The sequence below is a fragment of the Pseudomonas sp. GW821-FHT09D08 genome (genome assembly GCF_059416305.1).
The window spans coordinates 264,317-289,253 of sequence record NZ_JBWKOX010000007.1; the positions used below are offsets into that span (position 1 = coordinate 264,317).

At 55.4% G+C, this 24,937-nt stretch carries 24 protein-coding genes; 6 read left to right on the plus strand and 18 right to left on the minus strand.

The genetic code is table 11. The features are described from left to right. Nucleotides 1-23 precede the first annotated feature (23 nt). Nucleotides 24-1,406 carry a sodium:solute symporter family protein gene (locus tag AC07OP_RS15530; RefSeq protein ID WP_495100683.1) on the plus strand — a complete coding sequence of 461 codons (1,383 nt, stop codon included), beginning with the start codon at nucleotides 24-26 and terminating at the stop codon, nucleotides 1,404-1,406. Between the two features lie 82 nt (nucleotides 1,407-1,488). On the opposite strand, the gene AC07OP_RS15535 is transcribed toward AC07OP_RS15530, so the two are convergent. The 9 genes from AC07OP_RS15535 to ptrR form a co-directional block, all read right to left on the minus strand. Beyond that, complete coding sequence (locus AC07OP_RS15535) at nucleotides 1,489-2,373, minus strand: DMT family transporter (protein WP_495100682.1); 885 nt, start codon at nucleotides 2,371-2,373, stop codon at nucleotides 1,489-1,491. A gap of 35 nt (nucleotides 2,374-2,408) precedes the next feature. Continuing rightward, on the minus strand, nucleotides 2,409-3,317 hold the full coding sequence (locus AC07OP_RS15540; RefSeq protein ID WP_495100681.1) for a D-alanine--D-alanine ligase family protein: 909 nt from the start codon (nucleotides 3,315-3,317) through the stop codon (nucleotides 2,409-2,411). 15 nt (nucleotides 3,318-3,332) lie between these two features. Continuing rightward, nucleotides 3,333-4,478 (minus strand): cysteine desulfurase family protein, encoded by a 1,146-nt coding sequence (locus tag AC07OP_RS15545; RefSeq protein ID WP_495100680.1) that lies wholly within the window; start codon nucleotides 4,476-4,478, stop codon nucleotides 3,333-3,335. Between the two features lie 47 nt (nucleotides 4,479-4,525). After that, a complete protein-coding gene (locus AC07OP_RS15550) occupies nucleotides 4,526-5,398 on the minus strand; it encodes an LPD16 domain-containing protein (protein ID WP_495100679.1) in 873 nt (290 codons plus the stop codon). A gap of 104 nt (nucleotides 5,399-5,502) precedes the next feature. Then, the gene (locus AC07OP_RS15555; RefSeq protein WP_495100678.1) at nucleotides 5,503-7,050 is read right to left on the minus strand and encodes a B12-binding domain/radical SAM domain-containing protein; all 1,548 of its coding nucleotides are present in this window, start codon (nucleotides 7,048-7,050) and stop codon (nucleotides 5,503-5,505) included. After that, the gene (locus tag AC07OP_RS15560; protein ID WP_495100677.1) at nucleotides 7,047-8,291 is read right to left on the minus strand and encodes a PLP-dependent transferase; all 1,245 of its coding nucleotides are present in this window, start codon (nucleotides 8,289-8,291) and stop codon (nucleotides 7,047-7,049) included. Before AC07OP_RS15560 ends, AC07OP_RS15555 begins: the two co-directional genes overlap by 4 nt. A 474-nt stretch (nucleotides 8,292-8,765) precedes the next feature. Continuing rightward, on the minus strand, nucleotides 8,766-10,373 hold the full coding sequence (locus AC07OP_RS15565) for an NAD(P)-dependent oxidoreductase (RefSeq protein WP_495100676.1): 1,608 nt from the start codon (nucleotides 10,371-10,373) through the stop codon (nucleotides 8,766-8,768). 483 nt (nucleotides 10,374-10,856) lie between these two features. Beyond that, the gene (locus AC07OP_RS15570; protein WP_003193089.1) at nucleotides 10,857-10,979 is read right to left on the minus strand and encodes a PA1414 family protein; all 123 of its coding nucleotides are present in this window, start codon (nucleotides 10,977-10,979) and stop codon (nucleotides 10,857-10,859) included. Between the two features lie 143 nt (nucleotides 10,980-11,122). Further along, nucleotides 11,123-12,016: a putrescine utilization regulator PtrR gene (gene ptrR, locus AC07OP_RS15575; RefSeq protein WP_065924698.1), complete on the minus strand. Its 894-nt coding sequence runs from the start codon at nucleotides 12,014-12,016 to the stop codon at nucleotides 11,123-11,125. A gap of 103 nt (nucleotides 12,017-12,119) precedes the next feature. Between ptrR and AC07OP_RS15580 the strand changes: the two genes are divergently transcribed. Then, nucleotides 12,120-13,328 (plus strand): MFS transporter, encoded by a 1,209-nt coding sequence (locus AC07OP_RS15580; RefSeq protein ID WP_495100675.1) that lies wholly within the window; start codon nucleotides 12,120-12,122, stop codon nucleotides 13,326-13,328. On the opposite strand, the gene AC07OP_RS15585 is transcribed toward AC07OP_RS15580, so the two are convergent. The 3 genes from AC07OP_RS15585 to AC07OP_RS15595 all read right to left on the minus strand — a co-directional run bounded on the left by AC07OP_RS15585 (nucleotide 13,240) and on the right by AC07OP_RS15595 (nucleotide 16,228). Further along, on the minus strand, nucleotides 13,240-14,682 hold the full coding sequence (locus AC07OP_RS15585) for an NCS1 family nucleobase:cation symporter-1 (protein WP_027603780.1): 1,443 nt from the start codon (nucleotides 14,680-14,682) through the stop codon (nucleotides 13,240-13,242). The genes AC07OP_RS15580 and AC07OP_RS15585 overlap by 89 nt on opposite strands. 197 nt (nucleotides 14,683-14,879) lie before the next feature. After that, nucleotides 14,880-15,278 carry a DUF2177 family protein gene (locus tag AC07OP_RS15590; RefSeq protein WP_115486726.1) on the minus strand — a complete coding sequence of 133 codons (399 nt, stop codon included), beginning with the start codon at nucleotides 15,276-15,278 and terminating at the stop codon, nucleotides 14,880-14,882. 113 nt (nucleotides 15,279-15,391) lie between these two features. Next, nucleotides 15,392-16,228: a CvfB family protein gene (locus tag AC07OP_RS15595; protein WP_053133042.1), complete on the minus strand. Its 837-nt coding sequence runs from the start codon at nucleotides 16,226-16,228 to the stop codon at nucleotides 15,392-15,394. Nucleotides 16,229-16,550: 322 nt separating this feature from the next. Here AC07OP_RS15595 and AC07OP_RS15600 point away from each other — a divergent pair, with 322 nt between their 5' ends. From AC07OP_RS15600 to AC07OP_RS15610, 3 genes are all read left to right on the plus strand, one after another. Next, a complete protein-coding gene (locus AC07OP_RS15600) occupies nucleotides 16,551-16,730 on the plus strand; it encodes a PFL_1563 family small protein (protein ID WP_003193095.1) in 180 nt (59 codons plus the stop codon). A gap of 206 nt (nucleotides 16,731-16,936) precedes the next feature. After that, a complete protein-coding gene (locus AC07OP_RS15605; protein WP_027603777.1) occupies nucleotides 16,937-17,659 on the plus strand; it encodes a TorF family putative porin in 723 nt (240 codons plus the stop codon). Between the two features lie 66 nt (nucleotides 17,660-17,725). Then, nucleotides 17,726-18,592 (plus strand): DUF6279 family lipoprotein, encoded by an 867-nt coding sequence (locus tag AC07OP_RS15610; RefSeq protein WP_495100674.1) that lies wholly within the window; start codon nucleotides 17,726-17,728, stop codon nucleotides 18,590-18,592. Here AC07OP_RS15610 and copD read toward each other — a convergent pair. From copD to AC07OP_RS15635, 5 genes are all read right to left on the minus strand, one after another. Then, entirely contained in the window at nucleotides 18,589-19,470 is an 882-nt protein-coding gene (gene copD / locus AC07OP_RS15615; RefSeq protein WP_495100673.1) for a copper homeostasis membrane protein CopD, read from the minus strand. The genes AC07OP_RS15610 and copD overlap by 4 nt on opposite strands. Next, the gene (copC, locus tag AC07OP_RS15620; protein WP_495100672.1) at nucleotides 19,467-19,853 is read right to left on the minus strand and encodes a copper homeostasis periplasmic binding protein CopC; all 387 of its coding nucleotides are present in this window, start codon (nucleotides 19,851-19,853) and stop codon (nucleotides 19,467-19,469) included. The genes copD and copC overlap by 4 nt, the downstream gene beginning before the upstream one ends. A 50-nt stretch (nucleotides 19,854-19,903) precedes the next feature. Beyond that, a complete protein-coding gene (locus tag AC07OP_RS15625; protein ID WP_495100671.1) occupies nucleotides 19,904-20,728 on the minus strand; it encodes a copper resistance protein B in 825 nt (274 codons plus the stop codon). Between the two features lie 10 nt (nucleotides 20,729-20,738). Then, on the minus strand, nucleotides 20,739-22,454 hold the full coding sequence (locus AC07OP_RS15630) for a copper resistance system multicopper oxidase (protein ID WP_495100670.1): 1,716 nt from the start codon (nucleotides 22,452-22,454) through the stop codon (nucleotides 20,739-20,741). Nucleotides 22,455-22,584: 130 nt separating this feature from the next. Continuing rightward, a complete protein-coding gene (locus tag AC07OP_RS15635) occupies nucleotides 22,585-22,974 on the minus strand; it encodes a hypothetical protein (RefSeq protein WP_017134854.1) in 390 nt (129 codons plus the stop codon). 154 nt (nucleotides 22,975-23,128) lie between these two features. On the opposite strand from AC07OP_RS15635, the gene AC07OP_RS15640 reads away from it, so the two are divergent. Beyond that, entirely contained in the window at nucleotides 23,129-23,404 is a 276-nt protein-coding gene (locus AC07OP_RS15640; protein ID WP_065940618.1) for a hypothetical protein, read from the plus strand. Between the two features lie 49 nt (nucleotides 23,405-23,453). Here the strand turns inward: AC07OP_RS15640 and AC07OP_RS15645 are convergent, their stop codons facing one another. Beyond that, nucleotides 23,454-24,800, minus strand: coding sequence for a DEAD/DEAH box helicase (locus AC07OP_RS15645; protein WP_495100669.1), 1,347 nt, complete (start codon nucleotides 24,798-24,800; stop codon nucleotides 23,454-23,456). Nucleotides 24,801-24,937 lie beyond the last annotated feature (137 nt).

Genomic DNA, 24,937 nt, shown 5'->3' on the forward strand with positions numbered 1-24,937 from the left:
ACAATAATCGGAGACCCGCCGTCATGGCTTTGGATTTATTCGTCGTACTCATCTACGCCGCCGGCATGCTCGTGCTCGGCTATTACGGCATGCGCCGCGCCAAGACCCACGAAGACTACCTGGTGGCCGGTCGCAACCTGGGCCCGTCGCTGTACATGGGCACCATGGCCGCCACGGTACTGGGCGGTGCATCCACCGTCGGTACCGTGCGCCTGGGTTATGTGCATGGCATCTCCGGCTTCTGGCTGTGTGCGGCGCTGGGCATGGGGATCATCGCGCTGAACCTGTTCCTGGCCAAGCCGCTGCTCAAGCTGAAAATCTTCACCGTCACCCAGGTACTGGAAAAACGCTACAACCCCATGGCCCGCCAGGCGAGTGCGGTGATCATGCTGGCCTACGCGCTGATGATCGGCGTGACCTCGATCCTGGCCATCGGCACGGTGCTGCAAGTGCTGTTCGGCCTGCCGTTCTGGATTTCGGTGTTGCTGGGCGGTGGTGTGGTGGTGGTCTACTCGACCATCGGCGGCATGTGGTCGCTGACCCTCACCGACATCGTGCAATTCGTGATCAAGACCGTCGGCCTGATGTTTATCCTGCTGCCGATCTGCCTGTACCGCGTCGGCGGCTGGGACGAACTCGTGGCCAAGCTGCCGGCATCGAGCTTCAGCTTCACCGCGATCGGTTGGGACACGATCATCACCTACTTCATGATCTACTTCTTTGGCATCCTGATCGGCCAGGACATCTGGCAGCGGGTGTTCACCGCCCGTGACGAAAAGGTCGCCAAGTACGCAGGCACTTTCGCCGGCTTCTACTGCATCCTTTACGGCCTCGCCTGTGCGCTGATCGGCATGGCGGCCCATGTGCTGATTCCGGACCTGGACAACGTCAACAACGCGTTCGCGGCCATCGTCAAAGTCTCGCTGCCGGACGGCATCCGCGGCCTGGTGATCGCGGCGGCACTGGCGGCAATGATGTCCACCGCCAGCGCCGGCTTGCTCGCCGCCTCCACCGTATTGACCGAAGACCTGCTGCCACGCCTGCGCGGCGGCAGACAATCGAGCCTGGCAATCAACCGCCTGTTCACCATGCTGACCGGTATCGTCGTGCTGGGCATCGCACTGGTGGTCAATGACGTGATCAGCGCCCTGACCCTGGCCTACAACCTGCTAGTGGGCGGCATGCTGATCCCGCTGATCGGCGCGATCTTCTGGAAGCGCGCGACCACGTCGGGGGCAATCACCTCCATGAGCCTGGGTTTTGTAACGGCGCTGGTGTTCATGTTCAAGGATGGCCTGGATGCGAACACGCCGATCTACTACAGCCTGGCAGTGGCGCTGGTGAGTTTTGTGCTGGTGAGTGTGTTGTCACGCCGGCCAGAGGCGGGGGTGGTTCGGGCGGTGTAAGCAATAACGAGGGTTGGAGCGGTTTCTTCAGCGGGTGCGACGTCGGATGTCGCGCCCGTTTTTTTGTTCAGCTGTACCAATGTTAGCTATCTCTGCCTCCAATGATCACCATGACCAAGCCCAGAATAATAAATACTGAAGCGACGACATAAACCAAATCAAGATACTGTCCCGGCCGCATTTCTTGAATACCAAACACACTAACCGGGACGGCTAAAGAAGCCATACTTGAACGAATCAAAGCCACACGTGACACAATATAAAACCATAACGTAAAGGCAACAACCGATGCCCCTATGCATACATAGATCAATGAAATAACACTATCAAACACAACTTCAAACAATATTCCACCATCCACATAATAAGCCAGAGCCACAAGCCCTACGGAACCGAACGTCATCTGCCACGCAGCTATGCAGAACATGTCTTTTTTGGCTAGCTTAGCTTTTAAAATTAAACTAGAGACCGACCAAGATACTGAAGATCCAATAAGCAATAGCACTCCCATGCCATCATCAATCGAAAGTCCAGAACTCGTCATTAAAAAAACACCAACACAAGCAGAAACCAAACCCAAAACCTTAAAAATAGAAAGACTTTCACGCAAGAAAAACCAGCCTAACAAGCTTGTCCAAACCGGAGTGGTATAAATCAATATCGCTGACTTAGCCAGTCCAACCTCAATTATTCCATATGATGCAAGAGAGAACATAATTGTGGTCTGAAAGAGACCAACCAGCAAAATATAAAACCACTCACTCAAGGTATAACTAACATATCGCGAACTAAAAAAAATAAAAAAATGCATTATCAAAGAGGCCAACAGGAAGCGCAAAGCGGAAAAGGAAAACGGAGTAGACCATTCCAAACCGATCATCGTAAAAAACCATCCAACCACCCAAATTACAACCAGCAGACACAGTGAAAAATTTATAACATTAGCATTTGAGCTTAAGTGCCTCATCTCACCACCCCAACGCAAATGACACTTGACAAAAATCAAACTTTTGAACTGCCTATTATCCTACATATCATCTCATCGTAACTCACACCTGAAAGTAGGCATGCTTTCACAAAAACACTCTGAGCATTAAGACCCGGCAATGTATTTACTTCAAGCAGATATGGAATCCCTTCCCTCACAATAAAATCAAATCTGGCATAACGTCCAAAATTTAAAATCTCACACAGCCGACAAATACTCGCCTTGATTAAATCAACAACGCTCTCAGGGATGCAATCAGCGAACTCGTATCGAGTATCACTTGAATTAAACTTAGCATTAAAATCAAAAAAATCTTTGGAATGAGTTATAGATAAAAATGGTAATATTTCCCCAGCAAGAACAGCAACTGTTATTTCAAAACCGCAAACAAATTCCTCGAACAATAACCTACCATTAAACACTTCTGCATTTAGAACTGCGCGTTCAAACCCAACATCATCAACTACTACACTCACCCCTATACTACAACCTTGACAATCCGGTTTTACAACAACACGCCCACCCAAACGATTTCTTATTTCATTATAATCGATGCCCCCTGCGCCCCTTACAACCCCTTCAGGTACTACAATAGAGTTAGCGGACGCTACAAACCTAGTTAAAATTTTACTCATACATATAGCGCTTGCTTCCCTACTGGCACCATTATAGGGAACCCCCAACAAATCTAATAACCCTTGCACAACACCATTTTCGCCATCTCCGCCATGCATGGCATTAAAAATGTAATCCACGTCATCTAAAGATAAATCCATAAGATCCAAAACTGACCCTACTGTTAGAACCTGATACTTAAGCCCCATTCTACGAAAGGATTCCTCTACACACTCTGCTGTCCTAAACGACACATCTCTTTCGGATGAGTTACCACCTCTAATTATCAAAAAATTTGAATTTTTCATACACCCTCCTAAAATTTAAACAAGGCTTTGAAGTTTAAATACCTTAACCGCAATAATCTCGGCAGCCTCTCTAACCTCCTCCTCTTTAATAGTTGGGCTAATGGAAACTCTAATAGAGCAATTTGCCTGTTCATCACTTAGCCCCAAACCTTTTAACACATATGAAGCCTGCATATTATTAGAGTTACATGCCGACCCCGCAGCTATACAAACGCCCTCTAACGAGCTTATTAATACTTCGGATCTTACTTTATAAAAATGCAAGCTCAGTATATGAGGAATCGTATATTCAGCAGGCACATTTAATTCAAATCTAACTCCATGAGACTTGATCACTGAAAGGAAGCACGACCTTAATTTAGCTACCTGCCTCCACTCTTTTTGCAAGTCAGCTCTACTTCTCAACTCGCAGGCCGCACCAAAACCAACAATCAACGGAGTAGGCATAGTTCCGCTTCGAAGACTGTTGACTTCGCCACCAAAAAATAATGGCCGCAACTTCCTCCTAGCGTTATCATTCAGATACAAGCCTCCTATACCTTTCGGACCACCTATTTTGTGAGCAGAAAAAGAAACACAATCTATACGCGTCCCCTTTAAGCTTAACGGAATTTTTCCAAAAGACTGGACAACATCTAGATGAAGTATTATTTCCCGCGATGCTGCAACCTCCGACAACATATCCAGATCCTGAATTACTCCCACTTCGGAATTCACATGACACAAGCTCAACAATTTCGTATTAGAATCAATTTCACGCTCTAAGGACTTTTTATTAATACGACCGTCAGACTCAATCTTAACATAACGAACATCCACCCCCCTGCGACAAAGCTCACGTGCAGCCTCAGTAACTGACTTATGATCAATGGCTGAAAATATTGCATTTGAGGGAGCAGTCTCACCATATTCAAATGCACCTAGAACTACAATATTATTACTTTCCGTTGCACCTGAAGTAAATAATATCTCAGCCGGGTCGACTTGTAATAGCTTAGCCACCTTGGATCGAGCGACATTTATTGCATGACGTGCTACCTTCCCCATACTATGAGGAGAAGCTGGGTTAGCATAATCATCGAATTGATAAACTTTCATAATATCAACAATATCACTTTCGCACTTTGTTGATGCTGCAAAATCCAAATAGATTGTTTTCATGCCAGACCTCACAAATAGGACGCGCAAAAAAATAAAAACTTCTTTGACTAGGATCTAAAAACCGACACACTAACTAATTTATTGAAAATAGCATCGACGCTCATTTCTCCGCTGCCTCCTGGATCAGCAACAATAACCTTCATCCCGTTTAGTTCGTAAAGTTTAAGAGCTATTTCTATTCCTACCTTAACGGGCGAGTGGCATTCATTAGGTGCAAAAATAAGAATCAGCCTATGGCCATACTCATACACCTCACGCAACATCTCGGTTATCTCCCCAGCACAACCAGTTACGCCACAACTAATTAGCTGACTATAATTTCCATTATTATCAACGAAGGAAATCTCCGTTTCTTTTAAACCATCACCAACATACTTTCTTTCCAGCTTTCCTTGCTGTACAAGCTTAGTAGCGCTTTTTTGAAATCTATACTTCAGCCAGGTTTCCGGAAACGCGAGATTATTTTTTCGGCTAGGAAGTATGTCTTCTTCCGAAAAAAGGCCCTGGGCCTTCATAGATTTTTTGTACGAAGAAGGCAGGCTCTGAAAATGTCTGTAAAACCGGTCCCTATGTTCACCAGCCGAGCCAAACTCGGGAGTGTATTGCCAATCATTTATCAAGAGCAAAAATCTGACTTTATTTTTAGTCTTAGTTTTATAAACTCCACCTATTTTAAGAGCCATCTCCCAAGTGTACAAAGGAAAAACACCTACTCTATCGCGTACCCTAGCCCTAATAACTTCACCTTGTAAGTCTTGAGACACACCAGGCACTAATGAATTCGATTCCGAGTCATAGAACAGCATAAAATGCCCTCCCATAATCACCAAGTCCTGGCTATTAAAATCCAGCAATTTTTCTTGCAAAAACTCTAACATTTCCGCTTCCGAAGAAACGTATTTTTGATCTTCGCATATCATAACTACACTCCATATTTACTATGATTAAATACGGTTCACCACAACTTTATTTAAAGCAAAAATCGTCACACCAATTTCTAAATAATTTGGAATTTGGTTTCTCCTCAAAGGCTCAGTAATTCGCGCGATCGACATACCACCTCAAACACCTCCTCATACTTTGGTTTTCCTACGTGCAGCATCGGGTACTCCGTAGAAGCCTCTCCGAAGCGATGAAATAAATCCATCATATGTACTTCCAAAACTGGCCACTTGAGATATTTGTAGTTCGCTCCATTATCTAAACCCTTTAATGGATGTTGCACAGCCCAGTTCATAGATACGACTGCTGACGCTTCAACACTACAATTAATTTTTTCAATAAAATTGAGGAGCCTAATTCGCGACAAATGCGTCTCGCCAAGTCCAAAGAGCAACGCAAATCCGATCCTTATGCCACAAGAACTTAGTAGGTCACATGCTTCCTCAACTCGACTTGCCCAGGACCTCAATTTTGCTGACGTATCCTTATTCATTCCGCCTATTGAATAAGGATCTAGTGTTTCAATACCTAGAAAAACATAACTTAACCCAACAGCAGATAACCGAGCCAACTCCTCCGGGCGAGAAATAATTTGATCAACTGTAAACTGTGCGCCAAACCTCACAGGCAAATTGTCGCGCTCCATCAACTCACAAAAAGTTCTTATATTAGATCTTTTCCCCAGTAAAAATGTTGAATCTTCAACAAAAGCTGATGATTGCGTCTCCCTATACTCTAAAAAGATTGAGTTCGCCGCCTCACCTAATTGCCTATAGAGGCTGAATGGAGCTCCCGATATATTTTCAGGCCGCCCTACCACACTTAATCGCTCGCTACAAAAATCGCAGTCGAACACACAACCCGCCCCCGTATCGCTATAAACATGTGCTGTATGGAGGCCACCAAAAACCGTAAACCTTGATGTCGCACCAAATAATTTTGTAATACTTGGCAAGGTAGCTTTTTCGATTCGACCATATTTGCTGGATAATGTGAAAATTTCCTTCGATCTATTTATTGTGCCAGCGACCCAGTTGCCAGATGCATCACTAACATCCAACATTAAACGTTTTCTATCACACCGCCCTTCAAATTTTCTTCTACCTAAGGACTCTCCCAACCTGAAGATTAAATCTTCGGCCTCTCCTCCCACCACTAGGTCGAATACGTCCTCCAACTCCTCATTCGAAACAAGTTGAAGCGGCGAAGATCTATGATGAACAACTCTATTACTTTCATCTTTATACATAGATTCGGAGACATGCCGCCCCCCGAGCACTATGACACACTGGTCACCCATCCTTGCCCTGATATACGAGGCACACTCTAGTGCTCCACGCATACAAATGGACATTGCCCCGATCAACACCAAGTTTGGTTTTTCCAACTCCAAAAGTTTATCTAATCCGGGCAAGTCATCTAGTGAATACATCAGCATGCACGACTGTCGCCGCTTCAGGTAACCATCGGCCCAATTACTATCTCCCCATGCCCCTCTACCTTCATCTGCGGCGAACGCTGCAATACGAAGAGCATTAAATAAACTTACCGGATCAAAACTATTTACTATTGAATCTTTTTTCCCGCAAAGATGCTCAGGCGCTGCAATCGCTATCACCTGAAGTTTCATAGTTCCACACCTTCTGACGAACCTATTGATAAAAGAACGGTATTTAAATCCTCTGCGAGCTCACGCCAATCTTCCAGGCCTACGTATATCCTCACGCAGGACGAACTAGAAAGCATATTATTTGAAGCAAGTCTCCAAGTGCCAGGGTCAAAAATATAGTATGAGGATGAATTACCTCCCCAACCGTACGCTGATCGAAATAGGACTGACCTGCCCATCGCAGCAGTCAACTCTTTTATTGACACATCAAAAAAGCAAATAGTGAAGACAGAACACGCACCACAAAAATATTCTTTCCAGCTTTTATGGCTTGGGTGGCAACTTAAAGAAGGATGCAAAAAACTAGCATGCGGGCATTTGTATTGAATATAAGCCAATATACGCCTAGTGGATGAATCTTGTGAGACCACTCTAATTCTCAACGTACTTAAACACGTTGCCAATCGCTCTGCGCACGTAGGTGACACGCTCAACCCGAGCAAGGCAGAACTTTTTCGAAAAATTATCTCCATGTTTTTTTCGCAAGTAACTATTGCACCGAGTGCAACCCCCACGGTTCCTCCGTAACACTTGCTTAGTGAAAGGATTACGACATCGGCACCAAATTTTATAGGGCAGAAGAAAACAGATGAAGACCAGGTATTGTCAAATACACACTTGACCTGCGCTTGTTTAGCAACCTCAAAAACCTTTTTAATATCCGGAATTTCATAATCAAAACCGCCAGGAGCTTCTAATAACACACAGAATGTTGAGTCCGCCACAAGCTCGTCAACTGTTACTTTCGAAACTTCTCTAACTCCGAGCCTCCTTAGCCGAAACCCTAGACGGCATGCAAGTTCGTTTAACAAGTTGAGTGTTGAGTATGTTAACGAGTCAGCAACAAGTAATGTTCCACCTCTGCGCGAAATTGTAGAGATCACCAGAAACAATGAACTCTGCCCTGACGGTGTCAAAAGGGCACCCTTCCCGCCTTCCAAGATAGCGATAGAATTAGCTACTGCTTCGACGGTAGGTGTACTAATTGCCCCATATTGAAAACTGGAGTCGATTCTATCGCTTTGCTTCTCGAGCAACCTATCCCCCACTCCGACATTTGCTGTAGTTCTGTCCATGAGAACATTGGTCGCTGATACAACAGGAGGACTCGCTAGAGCAATTCCCGAAGTGTGATACTCGGCAACTCTAGCAAATAATGTATTACTTTTAGGCCGGTGAAATTTACTCCTTAAAATACGCATGCGCTAGCACCATTGAGGAAAGCACTGGAGCCACATTATTCTTTGGAGGAACAGCTTTTCATATTTAAATTCTACGTTCATATACCTGTCCTTTTTATCAGTAGGTTATTGAAGCGCACACGATAAAACTATTTCCTATTCAGCATTCAACCTACGCTTATTTTTTTAATCAAATAAGCCAGCCGCTTCCGATAAACACGTAGTCCAGTTCCGACACTTGAAGACTAAAGCCTGACTCATATGCAAAATTTATATTTCACCGCCCTATTACCATCAAACGACAGCCGCTTATAACCAAGGAGGGGATAAACAAACACGCCGATCTACTAAAGCCTGGCGGTAGGGCTGGTGAGCTTTGTGCTGGTGAGTTTGTTGTCGCGCCGGCCAGCGCGGTTTGAGATAGAGCGGGATTTAGAGCTGTTTCTTCAGCGGTTTCTTCAGCGGGTGCGACGTCGGATGTCGCACCCGTTTTTATCATGGGTACATGGCCGAAACTGCGGGTGCCTTAGCCTGGATGATTTCCTCGACCAAGGAGGCCCACACCAATCCCTGGGTGGTACCCCCGGCATACGTCCCGCCAGCGGCAATGCGGTTGTAGGCGGAGCGATAAACTATCGACAGTCCATCAGGCTCCTCTCCTTCCATGGCAGTGACGACGAACTGTTCTCTGCTCAGTTCAGCAATGCGGGCCGTACTCAGATGCTGGGACAGGAACCGAACCCCAGCGCGCCGCAAAAGCGCCTCTATCTCATCCATCAAATGCGCAATGCCCAGATCGTCGCCCGATGCGTCAATCGATGGATTGTCGGCCAGAAACTTTTCAAACAGCTCAATGCCTGCACGATTGCACTCCACGGCCAGGTACTGGTTTCCAGGCATCAGATAAGCGTTGTCCAGCGGCTTTGCAGTCGTCTCCGTGGCTGAAAGGTGGCGCATGTTCACCTGCTTATGACTGGCGCCATCGCTTTGCTGATGTCCTCCGTAGACCGAGACCTGATAATTGGCCAGGCGGAACATCACGGCTTGGAGCAGGCCGTTGATGCCTCGACCGATGATCGATACGCGCGGCGCGCCGGCATCTGCCTGTTGCGCGGGGATCATCAATGAGTGGGCAAGTTTGCGCCGGACCAGGCAGCGCAAGGCGGTCAGGCTCAGTTGAATCGAGACGGCATAGTCAAGGTCGCCATGGCAGGCTTCAGTCATTGCCGCCTGGGTTGTCAGGGTCGCCGGTTTGCGCCACTTGGAGACACTGCAGCCGAGTGCCTGCGCGCGCACCCGAAATGCATCCAGTGTCCCAGGCCCGTAGTCCAATACAAGCTGGATAGCTTCAGCCGTTGCCAGGGCCCGTAAAGCGTCATCGCTGAAGACATCCGGCTTGGCGACGCAGACCAGACGAGCCTGTCTGTGCAGGCACTGAATAAGGGCCCGATCAATGCGATGGGTGGACTCATCATTCAGGGATAAACAGATAGCGACGGCACGGGCCCCCTCCAGCACCTCGTGCCAGTCCACGCCAAAGGACACTCGGCTGTCGGAAAAGGCTTTGCCGAGAGTGTCCGGCCTCTGAGCGTGCCGATCCAATACCTTGATCCGAACCTCCGGATCTCGATCAAGCAACAACTTGACCAACTCCCTGCCCACGTTGCCGTATCCCAGCACACAGATGTCGCGCGGCAGGGAGCCATCGGCCAGTGTCAGCCAGCGCGCCATATAGGCGGCGACATGGGGCGCGTTGACCCCCGGCGTATTGACTACGCGGATGTCGTTGGAGCCGCAAAGGTCCAGTCGCACCTTATCCAGGCTCGTACCTCTGCGGATCAAATGGAGGTCGCCAAACGGGTGGGATATGCGCCATTGGGCAATGACGTCTGCATCGATCGCCTGGTCCCCGACAATGATCGCCGATGGACTCAGGAGACCGATCTGTATGAGCAGATCGTGTTTGGTCAATGTCGGGGGAAAGAACACCACGTTGCTGGGTGCGTGAGCCTTCCAGGCTCTCGACACCGGTGCGAGATGCAGGATATTTCCGGTTATGGCGATGAGTGACGCGGCGACTGGCGGAATGGAAGAGAGCCTCATAGCTGTGTCTCCAACACTTCTGACGGACTGATGCCTCGCAGAGAGCCCTTCAATAAAGGTGGGGCGTTATTGGAAGGCCGTTGAGGAACTCAACCTACGCTCATGGTTTGAATTGAATAAGCCAGCCACTTCTGATGAACAAGTAGCCTGATTCCGACACGTGAAGGTCAGAGGCCTGACTGACCTGCATGGATTCGGACTACTCGCCCAAGCTACCGAGGGACGACAGGGGTTCCTGAAAGCAGACGCTCGCATCCGAACGATTGTCCAGATCACTGGGGCGAGTGAGTGTTATGGCGTGAGGGGGCTATCGCGCAGGCCCGAGGCAAGGGTGACTGGGGCGGCGGGAGGTAGGACTGGCGTTGGAAACGCTGTGTGGACGCTGCGACGTGGGATGTCACGCCCGCTGGTTTTGCCTGGCGCAAAATAAACGGTGGGAGCGGGCTTACTCGCCCCCACCTTCAATCCTGCTTCAGCCAGAGATTATCTGCGGCGCGGACGACGCTGCTCGTCATCGGTACGAATCGGCACCGGTTGCAGGGGGGGCTCGATCAAGCCCAATGCAACGCCAAGGTCGTGGAGCCAGTTCTGGATTTTCTCTTTCATGGTTTGCCCCCTTTGAGGGAAATGCTGGTCGGCGCAAGTTCTGTCGCCTTTTCCTACATTGATAGTAGCCCTAAGTCCTACGTATTGCTTGAATGAAACCACAACGAACTGTTACTGAATTGATGCAAATCCTGACGGATCGCTCAAGCAATCGCACGTGCGTCTTGCAGGACCTCGGCCCTGCCCTCTTGCTGCAGGTCGATCCATGCGTTGAGGTTAGCGCCGAGCATACCCTTTCGCCACATCAGCCAGGTCGTCGCAGTGGCAAATTGCCCTGTCAGCGGATGAACGGACACGCTGTCCTTGCCCGGCAGGCTGTCGAGCATGGATTCGGACATCAGCGCCACACCTGAACCGGCGATGACACAGGCGAGCATGCCTTGATAAGACTCGATCTCAATCGCCCGCCCCATGGCGACGTGCTCGTGGGAAAACCAGGTTTCCAGGCGCGTGCGGTAGGCGCAACTGCGGCGAAAAGTGAACACCGAACGGCCGGCAACATCCTGCGGCCCGCGCACCGGTGGGTGGTCGGCTTCGCATATCAGCACCAGGCGTTCTTCGCACAGGGCCACACCGTCCAGGGAGGCAATCGTGATGGGCCCGTCCACAAATGCGGCGTCCAGGCGACCGGTGATCAACCCTTCGAGCAGTTCACCGCTGGGCGCCGATAGTACCTGGAGGTTCACCATCGGATACGCCTTGTGATAGCACGCCAGCAGCTTCGGCAAATGCACTGCCGCCGTGCTGTACATGCTGCCCAGCACAAAATTGCCAGCCGGTTGCCCACCTTGCACGGCGCCATGGGCTTCATCATGCAGCGCCAGCAGACGAGTGCTGTAGTCCAGCAACACCTTGCCCGCCGGAGAAAGCTGCAAGCGCTGGCGTTCGCGCACGAACAATTCCACGCCAAGCTGTTCTTCCATCTGCTTGAGCCGGGTCGACAAGTTCGACGGCACTCGATGCAGGCGCTCGGCAGCACGGGTAATGGAGCCCTCTTCCGCCACCGCCTGGAAGATGCGCAATTGACTGAACTCCATGACCTTCTCCAAAACTGAACAAGTTGCTCACTATTATTCATTTTTACAGAAAGTCAATCCGCTCTAGCCTGACGGTATTCGCTTACCCGCAGGACACCCGACCATGTCACCCCTCACCCGCTTACTCGCCAGCTTTATCGCCCTGATGATGGCCATGGGCATTGGCCGCTTCGCCCTTACCCCGCAAATGCCCCACTTGCTCAGTGAAGGCCAGATCGACCTGACCGGCGCCGGACTGATCGCAGCGGCCAATTACCTGGGCTACTTCGTGGGCGCGGTGGATTCGATTTTTGCGCGCAGCCATCACCATGTGCGGGGTCGCCTGTATGGCGGGCTCTGGTTGTGCGTGTTGCTGACCCTGGCGTCGTACTGGGCCCAGGGTTTCTGGCCACACATGCTGTTGCGCTTCGGTACCGGCGTTGCAAGTGCCTGGGCATTGGTGATGATCACCAGCCTGAGCCAGCCGCTGGCGATTGCCGCCGGGCGTGCACGCCTCGGCGCCCTGGTGTTCGCCGGGCCGGGGCTGGGGATTGTGTTGACCGGGTTGCTGGCGCTGGGCTCCAACCTGTTGGGCCGAAGCTCTGCAACCTTGTGGCTGATCTACGGCGTAGTGGCGCTGGTGATGCTGCTGGCAATCTTGCCCTTCCTGCCACAGCCGTCCGCCGTCACTGCGCCTGTTGCAAGCCGCGCCGACACGGCCAGCAACGGCAGCATTACTCACCTGTGCTGGATCTACGTGTTGTTCGGCCTGGGCTACATCATTCCGGCGACCTTCCTGTCACAGATGGCCAGCGCGCAATTCAACGGCGCCTGGCAGGCTGATCTGTTCTGGCCCTGCTTTGGTTTGGCCGCGGCGATTGGGGTAGTGGTCGCAAGCCTGCGTCCCAAGGACCCGGACACCACCCGCCGCTGGCTGATGACCACGTTGTGGCTGCAGGCGGCCGGGGTATTCGCCTGCCTGCTGGGTAACGGTTGGGGCCTGGCGCTGGGGGTGTTGCTGTGCGGCGGGCCGTTCCTGGCCTGCATGCAGTTGGTGATGGCGCGCCTGCGGGACGTTGCGCCCCACGGCTATCAGCGCAACACCGGGCTGCTGACCGCCAGCTTTGCCATCGGCCAATTGAGCGGGCCGTTGCTGGCGTCGGTGAGCAGTCACCTGAGCGGAGGCCTGCAACCGGCGTTGGTGATTGCCGGTGCAGGCCTGTCAGTGGCGGGAGGGGTGTTGGTCAGCCGGCGACCAACGGTGCCGGCGCACGAACCTGCTCACGCCGCGCCAACACCAGGAAAAACAGCCCACCCAGGAAGCAGCCGGTGAACCAGGCAAAGTTAGCCATGCCCTGCAACGCCGGCGTGAAGGTGATCGCAACACCTGCCAGGGTCGCGGGCACCAGCGCCTTGACCGCCGTCCAGTTCACACCGCCGTCGAAGTAATAGCGCCCGCTCGGGCTGTCATCGAACAGCGCGTCCACGTCGATCTTCTGCTTTTTGATCAGGTAGAAGTCCACCAGCAGAATCCCGAACAGCGGGCCGATAAAGGCCGCGAGGATATCCAGGGTGTAGTGGATCATCAGCGGGTTATTGAACAGGTTCCACGGGGTGATGAAGATCGACGCCACCGCAGCGATCATGCCCCCGGCGCGCCAGCTGATTTTGCTCGGTGCGACGTTGGCGAAGTCGAACGCCGGGGACACGAAGTTGGCAACGATGTTGATGCCGATGGTGGCAGTCACAAATGCAAAAGCGCCCAGCAGCACCGCCATGCTGTTATCTATGCGCGAGACGGTCGCGATCGGGTCATGGAGCATTTCGCCAAACACCGGCAAGGTGCCCGAGACGATCACCACGGTCACCAGGGAAAACGCCAGGAAGTTCACCGGCAGGCCCCAGAAGTTGCCACGCCGCACGTCCTGCATGCTGCGGCAATAACGGCTGAAATCACCGAAATTCAGGGTCGGCCCGGAAAAGTACGACACCACCAGCGCCGTCGCCACGATCACCTGGCCGAACGCCTGCCAGCCCGACAGGGATTTTTCCGCCAGGGTAAAGCTGATATTCGCCCACCCTGCCTTCCACACGATCCAGCCGGCCAGGGCAAACATCACCGCATAGACCACCGGCCCCGCCCAATCGATAAAGCGGCGGATGGACTCCATGCCGGCCCAGAACACGGCCGCCTGCAACACCCATAAACTGAGGAAACCAAACCAGCCCAGGTAAGACAGGCCGGCAAAATGCGGCTCTGCAAACACCGCCATCTGTGGGAAAAAGCGCAATACCACAATGATCAGGGCACTCGACGCCAGGTAGGTCTGAATCCCGTACCAGGCCACCGCAATCAAGCCGCGAATCACGGCGGGAATGTTCGCGCCGAACACGCCAAACGCCAGCCGGCAGATCACTGGATAGGGCACGGCGGCCTGCTGGCTGGGCTTGGCCACCAGGTTGGCAATCAATTGCACAATGCAAATGCCTGCCAGCAAGGCAATCAACACCTGCCAACTGGCCAGCCCCAGGGCAAACAGACTGGCGGCGAACACATAGCCACCCACGCTGTGCACGTCACTCATCCAGAAGGCAAAGATGTTGTACCAGGTCCACTTTTGCGGCAGCGGCCCCAGGTCCTGGTTGTACAGGCGGGGGCTGTAGCCTTTGGGCAATTGTTCGGTCATCGCGGGCTCCTCGTCATACCGGCCTGCGCTTCCGTCACGGGGTGCATACGGGAGGCGGCATGGTTTGTATACGAGACAGTCAGCAGAATACGTGCCAATAGCACACAATCCCTCTGAAACCGCGTTCCAAAGGGCTACACAGAGCCTTAGTGACGGGGACTGCGCTCAGCAACGGTGCAGATTAATCCTGTACACAATCACTGGTGCACCCGATGTGCACACAAGTACCCAACCGTGCAGCACGCCGCTGTGAGGAAGGCGCCCCAGGCCATGTCCATCACCGCCAACCCGCCGGACCAACCCTGCAGCGTGGCCCAGTTGCTCAGGTCATAGGTGCCGTAGGCCACCAGGCCCAGCAATGCACCCAGTCGCGCCGCGCGCTGCCAACTGGCACTGGGCAAGACCACGAACACCACGCAACCGAGGACATACAAGAGATAGAACAGCGCGGCGGGCAACAGGCGAGGCTGATCGAGCATCAGCGGGCCCAGCAGGGATTTGTAGGTCGGGCCCATGAGGACGCCAAGCCAGAGGCCGTCGAGGATCAGGAAGGCAAGCAAGGTGCCGAGGTAGGCGAAGACAGACTTCTTGGACATTGATGCAGCCTCTGTAGGAGCGAGCTTGCTCGCGAAAATATTCCAGGCGCATCACGGTGTCGGATGGACCTTTTTCGCGAGCACGCTCGCTCCTACAGAAGAGCAAACCGCACTCAGCTTAGTTCAATGCGATCCGCGTGAATCACGATCTGGCCCTGCTTGTAGAGTGCACCAATGGCTTTCTTGAAGTTGCCCTTGCTCACGCCAAACAAGTTGCTGATCACCGCCGGGTCGCTCTTGTCGCTGACCGGCAAACTGCCGTTGTTTTCACGCAACTTGGCGAGGATCTTCGAGTTGAGGCTGGACGCTGCTTCCTGGCCGACCGGTTGCAGGCTCAGGCTGATGTTGCCATCGGCGCGGATCTCTTTGATAAAGCCTTTCTCTTCCTTGCCCGGGCGCAGGAACTTGAACACTTCGTTCTTGTGGATCAGGCCCCAGTGCTTGTTGTTGATGATCGCCTTGAAGCCCATGTCGGTGGCTTCGGCGACCAGCAGGTCGACTTCCTGGCCCACGACGTAGTTGGCCGGCGTCTTGTCCAGGTAGCGGTCGAGGCGTGCGGTCGCGGTAATACGCTTAGTGTGTTTGTCGAGATAGACATGCACCACGCAGTATTCACCGGCGGTCATCTGACGTTTCTCTTCCGAATACGGCAGCAACAGATCCTTTGGCAACCCCCAGTCGAGGAACACGCCGATGCTGTTGACTTCCACGACTTTCAAACTGGCAAATTCGCCGACTTGAACTTTCGGTTTTTCGGTAGTGGCGATAAGTTTGTCATCGCTGTCCAGATAAATGAAAACGTTAAGCCAGTCTTCATCTTCACTGGGAATATCTTTGGGGATATACCGATTAGGCAAGAGGATTTCGCCATCTTGCGCCCCATCGAGGTACAAACCAAAGTTAGTGTGTTTAACCACTTGCAAGCTGTTGTAGCGCCCGACTAAAGCCATTTCCAATACCCTCATTGCGTGGGCGGCATTCTACCCGAGTTGCCCTCGCCGCGCGCGCGCGCCTGAAAAATCGCGGGTTTACCTGGCGTTCCAGTGGCAGCGCCCCGCTCGTCCGATCATTCGGCTGAATTTTGCCACGCCACCGGTGCCGGCTCAGCCCGTGGTTTCGAGTTAAAACAGTAAGTTAGGGGTTTATTTCAAAGATGAACTTTGGCTGTTTTCCGCCGCCGCGCTTATTCCCGGGGGATATTTACCAAGCAATTGTCAAGTATTTCCTGTACGATGCCTGGCCAAGTTAATTTTCTACAGGTTAGTGGCCGCCATGCGCGTAAAAGCATCCAACAGCAAAGCAAAGCCAGCTCCCGCCGTTGAAACCAGCGAATCGATCAACAGCCAGATTGCTGCTTTCCTCAAGTCCGGCGGCGAAATCCAGCAAATTGCCAAGGGCGTGAGCGGCCAGACTTTCGGCCCGTCCAAGCAGATCAGCCTGGGTAAAAAGTAATACCGCGCAGCACATCTGGTCCCTAAGCGTCTTGCCTTCAAGGCGCTAGGACTAGAGCCCGAAATACCCTCTCGCGTCACCTTCAGAACGTGCAAATCGACGAACGGGCCTCACCTCCTGGCATTCGCCGGTATGCTTGCACACGTCTAGCACGGGCATCTGCCCTATTTTTCCGTTACTGCTCCTCGCTTTTCATGGAGTGAAGCATGCTTAAACGCTGCATTTTCGTGGCCAGTATCCTGGCGGCCAGCCCTCTCGCCGAAGCGCAGATTTTCCAGCGTGAACTGGGCGACTTCGACCTGAAATTGGGCACCACCCCCAGCCGTAGCATGGCCCAGGGCCTGGTCAAGCCGACCTCGCCGGGCAGTGACTCGTTCCATGGCGGGCTGGACCTGAGCCATGACAGCGGCCTGTACTTCGGCCAGTTTTCGCCGAACATGGGCCTGTCCTCGGCCAGCACCCTCGAAGTCGACTCCTACATGGGGTTCAAACACCCCTTCGACCAGACCCTGGGCTACGAAGTCGGCCTGATCCACTACAGTTACCCCAAGCTCAGCCCCCTCGACAGCCAGGAGTTCTACGGCGGTCTGAATCTACTCGGCAATCGTTTCGGCGCTTCCTTCAGCAACGACCCGGACCGCCAGGACAGCACGCTGTTCGCCGACCTCGGCGGTACCCAGCCCTTCGGCATCGGCGTCAGCATGAAATACACCACCCATCAGCTGGGCACGCCGGCTTCGGTAGAGGGCGGCACCATCAGCAGCTTCAGCGACTGGTCGGTGCAGTTCTCCCGCGCCTGGAAAGGCATCGACCTGGACCTGATCTACAGCGACTCCAGCCTCAGCGGCGGCGATTGCTCGGCCTACTCCGGACACAATTCGCAATGCGATGGCCTGTTGACCCTGAAGGCGGTGCGGTCGTTTTATTGATGGGCTGAACTGTCGCGTGCGCCGCGGGTTCACATGCATTGACTCCCTCTGCGCAAGGACACGCCCATGTTGCATCGGCTCAAACTGCTGGTGGTATTCCTGACCCTGAGCCTGGTGCTCGCCGGCTGCAACCGCGTGGGCCTGGCCTACCGCAATCTGGACGTGATCATCCCCTGGACCCTCAACGACTACCTGGACATGAACGCCGGGCAGAAGAGCTGGTTCAACGACAAGCTCAAGGACCACCTGGCCTGGCACTGCACCACCCAATTGCCGGGTTACCTCGACTGGCTCGACCGCCTGCAGGCAATGGTCGAGAGCAACCAGGTCACCGATGCAGCGCTGCAAACCCGCACGGTTGAGGCCAAGCAGGCGATTGCCGAGGTGGCGCGGGAAATCACCCCGTCGGCGATTGAATTGTTACAAGGGCTGGATGACCAGCAGGTCAACGACATGAACGATGCCCTGGCCAAGGACCTGCGCAAACGCCAGGACGAATACCTCAAGCCGCCGCTGGCCAAGCAGATCCAGGACCGCGCCGAGCGTATGAACAAGCGTCTGGATGCGTGGATGGGGCCACTGAGCGATAACCAGAAGAACCGGGTCATGGCCTGGTCCATCAGCCTGGGCAAGCAAAATGAACAATGGATCGGCAACCGTGCCCACTGGCAGGCACAATTCATCGACGCCGTGCAGCAACGCCACAGCGCCGATTTCCCGCAGAAAATCCAGCAACTGCTGGTGGACCGCGAAAGCCTGTGGACACCGGAGTATCGCGCGGCATATGCCCAGACCGAAGCCGCTGCACGCAGCTTGATCGTCGACGTCATGGCCGACAGCAGCGTGCCGCAACGGCTGAAACTCACCCAGAAAATCGACAAGGTCCGCAGTGACTTCCAGGCGCTCAAATGCCTGAAAAGCGCGCAGTCCTAATTGGGCGCCAGGGTGCCTAACCAGGCCACCAGCGCGAGGATCAGCGCCCCGGCCCCCATCTCCAGCACCATGCTGCGCCGTAGCGCAGCCATGGCAGCGACATAATCACCGGCCGCCACGGACCGTTGCAGAAGCGGCGTCAGGTGGAAACGATTGAGCGCCGCCAGCCCCAGCATCAGGCCAAACAGTCCCAGTTTCAGGCACAACAGGATCGCGTAGACACCGCCGGTAAGGCCGTCCAGATTCAGCCCGACCACCAACAGATAGTTGGCCACCCCGGTGCCGATCAGCACCGCTACAAATCCCGCCCCCACATGCTCGAACCCCTTCAGCGCCCTTGCCAGCACCCGAACGTGATAAGCATCGTGCAAAGACGTGCACCTCGACAACAACCCGAACGCCGCCAACGCCCCAACCCAGCCACCCGCTGCCAACAGATGCGCGGCGTCGCTGAGGATGTGCCACACACCCAGCGTGCCTTCATGCATCACGCCGTGCCCGGTCCACGCCAGCGTCACCAACGCGGCGGCGCCCGACAACGCGGTCAGTGGCAGGCTAGGGCCAAGCGCAGCCACCACCAGCGCCCCCATCCGTAGCCACCACGTCACGCCCAGGTCGGTCTGCCAGAGCATCATGTGCAGATGCGGCCACAGCGTCTGCCAATCCGTTGCGCCACTCATGGCCTGGGTCAGCGCCAACAGCGACGCTATCGACAGCACTATTCCGACGCCAGCCGTCAGCCGCAGCAGGCCCCTCAAATTCAGCAGCACGCGCTCCGGCGCCTTGAGTCCGTAAAGACCAAAGAGCCCCAGGCCAAACAACAGCATCAGGTCAAGATAGAGCGCAAAGCGCAGTGTGACTTGGGTCAGTTCGCTCATGGCTGGACGCTGAACACCACGTTACCGGTAATCGGGTGCGTGTCGGATGACACCGCGCGCCAATCGACTCGGTAGGTACCGGTAGTCAGAGCAGAGGCCGGCTTGATCAGCATCACCTTGGGGTCGGTGCTCGCCGCGACACTGGCCTTGATGGGCATCGGCGAATTGGGCATTCCGGGCATATCGGTCATGGTCAGCCTGGCCCCGGAAAACTGCGTCAGCAGGTTCTCCGAAAAGCGCAGTTCAATGACGGCCGGCGCGGCACCTTGGGCCCCGGCTGGAGGGAGGGACGACAACAGTTTCGGATGGGCCGAGGCCGGCAGGCTGATCATCAATCCGACCCACAGCGCTCCCCCCGTTAACGCGGTTTTCAACATCGACATGCAAGGCTCCAGGCCGCTCAAGGCGGCGAGTTATAGGAATAAGAAACCGGTTAAAACCAAAGGCGCACACCGACCACCCAGCGCAGTTGGCTGATATCCTCGTCTTCGTCGCGAGCGTACTGCGCCGTCCGCCCATAGCTGCGGTTCCAACTCACCCCCACGTAAGGCGCCAACTCCCGGCGCACCTCGTAGCGCAAGCGCAGGCCCAGCTCGCTTTCCGACAGGCCTGCGCCCACCCGGCGCTGCGGATCGTTCTGCGCATAAAAATTGAGTTCGGCCGTCGGCTGAAGGATCAGGCGGTTGGTCAGCAGGATGTCGTAGTCACCTTCCAGGCGTGCCGCGGTGTGGCCCGACTCGCCCACAAACAGCGTCGCCTCGGCCTCGAAGTTGTAGAGCGCCATGCCCTGCAGGCCGAACGCCGCCCAGGTCTGGCTGTCCCCGGGCTTGAAGTCCTGGCGCACGCCGCCAACCAGGTCCCACCAAGGGCTGATGGCGTGCCCCCACAACGCCTGGGCTTCGGCGCTGTCGGTGCGACCGGCGCTGCGCTCGCCTTCGCTGCGCAGCCACAGGCGGTCGATGTCACCACCGACCCAACCCTTGATGTCCCAGTTCAGCGCACCACCGCCACCACCGCCTTGCCATTCCAGCTGGTTGACCAGCAGCATTGAGTTGATGCCGCTGTCATGCACCACATGCCCGCCCGGCGCGTTATACACAGCGGCGCGATCCGCGTCGGTGAGCAGCGGGATCGGCGTACGGCTTTCGCTCAGCGCCGGAACCGCCGGGCTCATGCTTTGAAACTCCTCGGCCTGCGCCGGCGAGCCGAATGTCCACCCGGCCAGTGCGATACACATAGATAAAACTCGACGATTCATGCTCGCGTCCTCATTCATGCACGCGCACTTCACGGAACATGCCCATTTCCATGTGGTACAGCAGGTGGCAGTGATAGGCCCAACGGCCCAGGGCATCGGCGGTCACCCGGTAACTGCGGCGCGAGCCCGGCGGCATGTCGATGGTGTGTTTGCGGACCTGGAACTGGCCGTTTTCATCCTCCAGGTCGCTCCACAGGCCGTGCAGGTGAATCGGGTGGCTCATCATCGTGTCGTTGACCAGCACCAGCCGGACGCGCTCGCCATAGGTCAGTTGCAAGGGCTCGGCATCGGAGAACTTCACGCCATTGAATGACCAGGCGAACTTCTCCATATGCCCGGTGAGGTGCAATTCAAGGGTGCGCGCGGGGTCGCGGCCATCGGGGTCCTCAAAGGTGCTGTGCAGGTCGGCGTAGGTCAGCACTCGCCGACCGTTGTTGCGCAGGCCGATACCGGGATCGTCGAGCTTGGGCACCGGGCTCATCGCCTGCATGTCCACCAAAGGGTTGTTCTGCTCGCTGGCCGGGTGGCTCTGCATCGACATCGCGCCCATCCCACTGTGATCCATGCCCGCCATATCCGGCATGTCCGCCATGGCGCCGTGATCCATCCCACCCATGCCCATGTCGTCCATGGTGAGCCAGGGGCGCGGCTCAAGTGCCGGTACGGGTGCCGTCGCCCCCGCCTGGCGGGCAAGCGTGCCACGGGCATAACCCGTGCGGTCCATGGACTGGGCAAACAGCGTGTAGGCCGCTGACGTGGGCTCCACCAGCACATCGAAGGTTTCGGCGACCGCAATGCGGAACTCATCGACGCTGACCGGCTTGACCGGCTGGCCATCGGCGGCGATGACGGTCATCTTCAGCCCCGGAATGCGCACATCGAAATAGGTCATCGCCGAACCGTTGATAAAGCGCAGGCGTATTTTCTCCCCGGCTTCAAACACCCCGGTCCAGTTGAGGCCGGGGGGCTGGCCGTTGAGCAGGTAGGTGTAGGTCTGGCCGCTGACGTCCGCGAGGTCGGTAGGGTTCATCTTCATCTGCGCCCACATCAGCCGGTCGCTGACAGTGGCCGACCAGCCCTGCTTGCCCACATCCCGTGCGAAATCACCCACGGTGGGCTTATGCAGGTTGTAGTAATCGGACTGCTTCTTGAGGGTCTTCATCAGGGCGACGGGGTCTTCGTCGGTCCAGTCCGAGAGCATCACCACGTAGTCGCGCTGGCAGGTGAAGGGCTCGGGCTCCAACGGCTCGATGACCAGCGGGCCGTACACCCCCCGCAGCTCCTGAAACCCGGAATGGCTGTGGTACCAGTAAGTGCCATGCTGTCTGACCTTGAACTGATAGACAAACACACCACCCGGCTCGATGCCTTTGAAACTCAGGCCGGGCACGCCGTCCATGGTCGACGGCAACAAGATGCCGTGCCAGTGGATCGACGTCGGCTCGCGAAGGCGGTTGTGCACGCGCAGGGTCACGGTGTCGCCCTCACGCCAGCGCAGCAACGGGCCAGGCAGGCTGCCATTGATGGTCAACGCGGTGCGCTGTTGACCCGTGAGATTGACCGGCGTCTGCTCGATAAACAGAGCGAATTCGCTGCCCGCCAGCACCGTGGGCTCGCCCGCACTTGTCAGCGCCCATACCGGCGTGCGCCATAGCCCGAGCCCGCCGAGCAGGCCGCCGGCGGCCAGGCCTTTGACGAAGGTTCGTCTGGAGGTAGTAGAGTGCATGCCGATTCAAGTCCGTCAGTTGAATGGCAGCAGATTAGGGGGCGCCGGCTGTCAGCAACCTTAGCGGCAGATTACCGATCCGACAGTTTCGGCGTGCCCGGCACCGCCTGGGTGCCGGGGCATGGAGGGGTCAGGCAATCTGTGCCTTGGACGCCACCTCAGCGAAGGTCGCCGGATCCAACGCATCGGCCTGCTCATCCAGCACCTGGCGCGGGTGATCGTTGCCCGGGATGGAGCTGTCGATCAGCGCCAACAGCTGCGCGCCCAGGGCGGTCAGAATGAAATTCTCACCGTTGCCGCCTTCTTCTTCAGGCCGCGACTCGATAAACCCACGCTTGAACAACAGCGCTTCATAGTCCGCGGCGGTCTTTTTCAGCGCATCCAGGTTACCGGTGGACTCGCCCGCCGTGGCCTTCTCGGCCGCTTCCTGCTCGGCGTATTTGCGCGGGGCAAAGCTGCCCTCGCCGTTCTGCACTTCATGCAGCAGACGTTCGATCAGATCCCAGTTGTAAGTCGTCATCCTGATTCCTCCTGCAGGCCTAAGGAAAGTAGCCCGTCTGTAGGAGTGACCCTGTGGGTCTGTGGCCGTTCAGACCAACCGACGGGCGTCATTTCTCTGAACTTTCCAGACGTTCGCCCCCTCAACTGAGCATCACCGCCAAGGAGGTCCGACCATGAAAACCCTGATGAACCTGGCCATCGCCGCCACGTTGCTCACCGCCCTGCCCGCTTGGGCCTGCACCCCGGAAGAGGCCACGGCCAAGCGCGAGCAACTGGCCCAGGAAGTGGCCAAACTCACCGAGCAGAACCCGACCAAGGCCAAGGAGATGAACGACGAGCTGCAGAAGATGGACCTGGATACTGAAAGCGCGGAGTTTCCCGACAAGTGCCAGTTGATCGACGCCCGCCTCAAGGAATTGAAAGAAGCGGCGGCCAAGGCGAAAAACTGAGGCCATAAAAAAACCGGACAACGTCCGGTTTTTTCACATCCCTTACGCCTTACTCGGCAGCGGGTGCTTCTGGCTTGCGACGCTTGAGCGGCGCCATGCCATCCTTGCTGACCAGCGACAGGTTGTCGGTCTTCGGCCGGTTGGCGATCTTGCGCTTGGTCGGCGACTTGGCACCGGCCTTTTTCTTCTCGCCCTTGGCGTCGGTTTTTTTCTTCTTCACGCCAACGGCCTTGCCCGACGCCTTGACCTTCTTCGGCCCGGTGTAGGTGCCTTTGACTTCCTTGATGGTGCGGCGCTCGAACGACTGCTTGAGGTAGCGCTCGATGCTCGACATCAGGTTCCAGTCGCCGTGGCAGATCAGCGAGATCGCCAGGCCATCGTTGCCCGCACGCCCGGTACGGCCGATACGGTGCACGTATTCGTCGCCGCTGCGGGGCATGTCGAAGTTGATGACCATGTCCAGGCCGTCCACGTCCAGGCCGCGCGCGGCGACGTCGGTGGCGACCAGGATCTTCACGCCGCCGGCCTTGAGGCGGTCGATCGCCAGTTTGCGGTCCTTCTGGTCTTTCTCGCCGTGCAGCACGAACGTCTTGTAGTCCTGGGCCACCAGGCGGCCGTAGATGCGGTCGGCGGCAGCACGGGTGTTGGTAAAGACGATGGCCTTCTGATAGGTCTCGTTGGCCAGCAACCAGTTAAGGATCTGTTCCTTGTGCACGTTGTGGTCAGCGGTGACGATCTGCTGGCGCGTGGTGGCGTTCAGGTCGCTGACGTTGTTGACCTGCAGGTGCTCAGGGTTGTTCAGGACCTTGGCGACCATCTCGCGCAGGGTCGAACCACCGGTGGTGGCGGAGAACAGCATGGTCTGCTGGCGGTTCACGCATTCAGCCACCAGGCGCTGCACGTCGTCGGCAAAGCCCATGTCGAGCATGCGGTCGGCTTCGTCGAGCACCAGCACCTCGACTTCCTTGAGGTCAAGGTTGCCCGCATTGAGTTGCTCAATCATGCGGCCCGGCGTGCCGATCAGAATGTCCGGCACCTTGCGCAGCATGGCGGCCTGGACCTTGAAGTCTTCGCCACCGGTGATCAGGCCGGACTTGATGAAAGTGAACTGCGAGAAGCGCTCCACCTCCTTCAAGGTCTGCTGGGCCAGCTCGCGGGTCGGCAGCAGGATCAGGGTCTTGATGCTGACGCGGACCTTGGCCGGGCCGATCAGGCGGTTAAGGATCGGCAGCACGAAAGCGGCGGTCTTGCCACTCCCGGTTTGAGCCGTCACCCGCAGGTCACGCCCTTCGAGCGCGAGCGGGATGGCCGCTGCCTGCACAGGCGTAGGCTCGACAAATTTAAGCTCGGCCACGGCTTTGAGCAGGCGTTCGTGCAGGGCGAATTGGGAAAACACGGGTGCTACCTCGAAGAAATACAAAAAATCAGCTGCATAGGGTACCGGTTTCGGGCGTCCAAACCGAGTGTCTTTACGCGAACGGCGCTAATCAGTTGCTTTTTTGTCAGAGCATTTGTCCACGGCATCAACTTTGT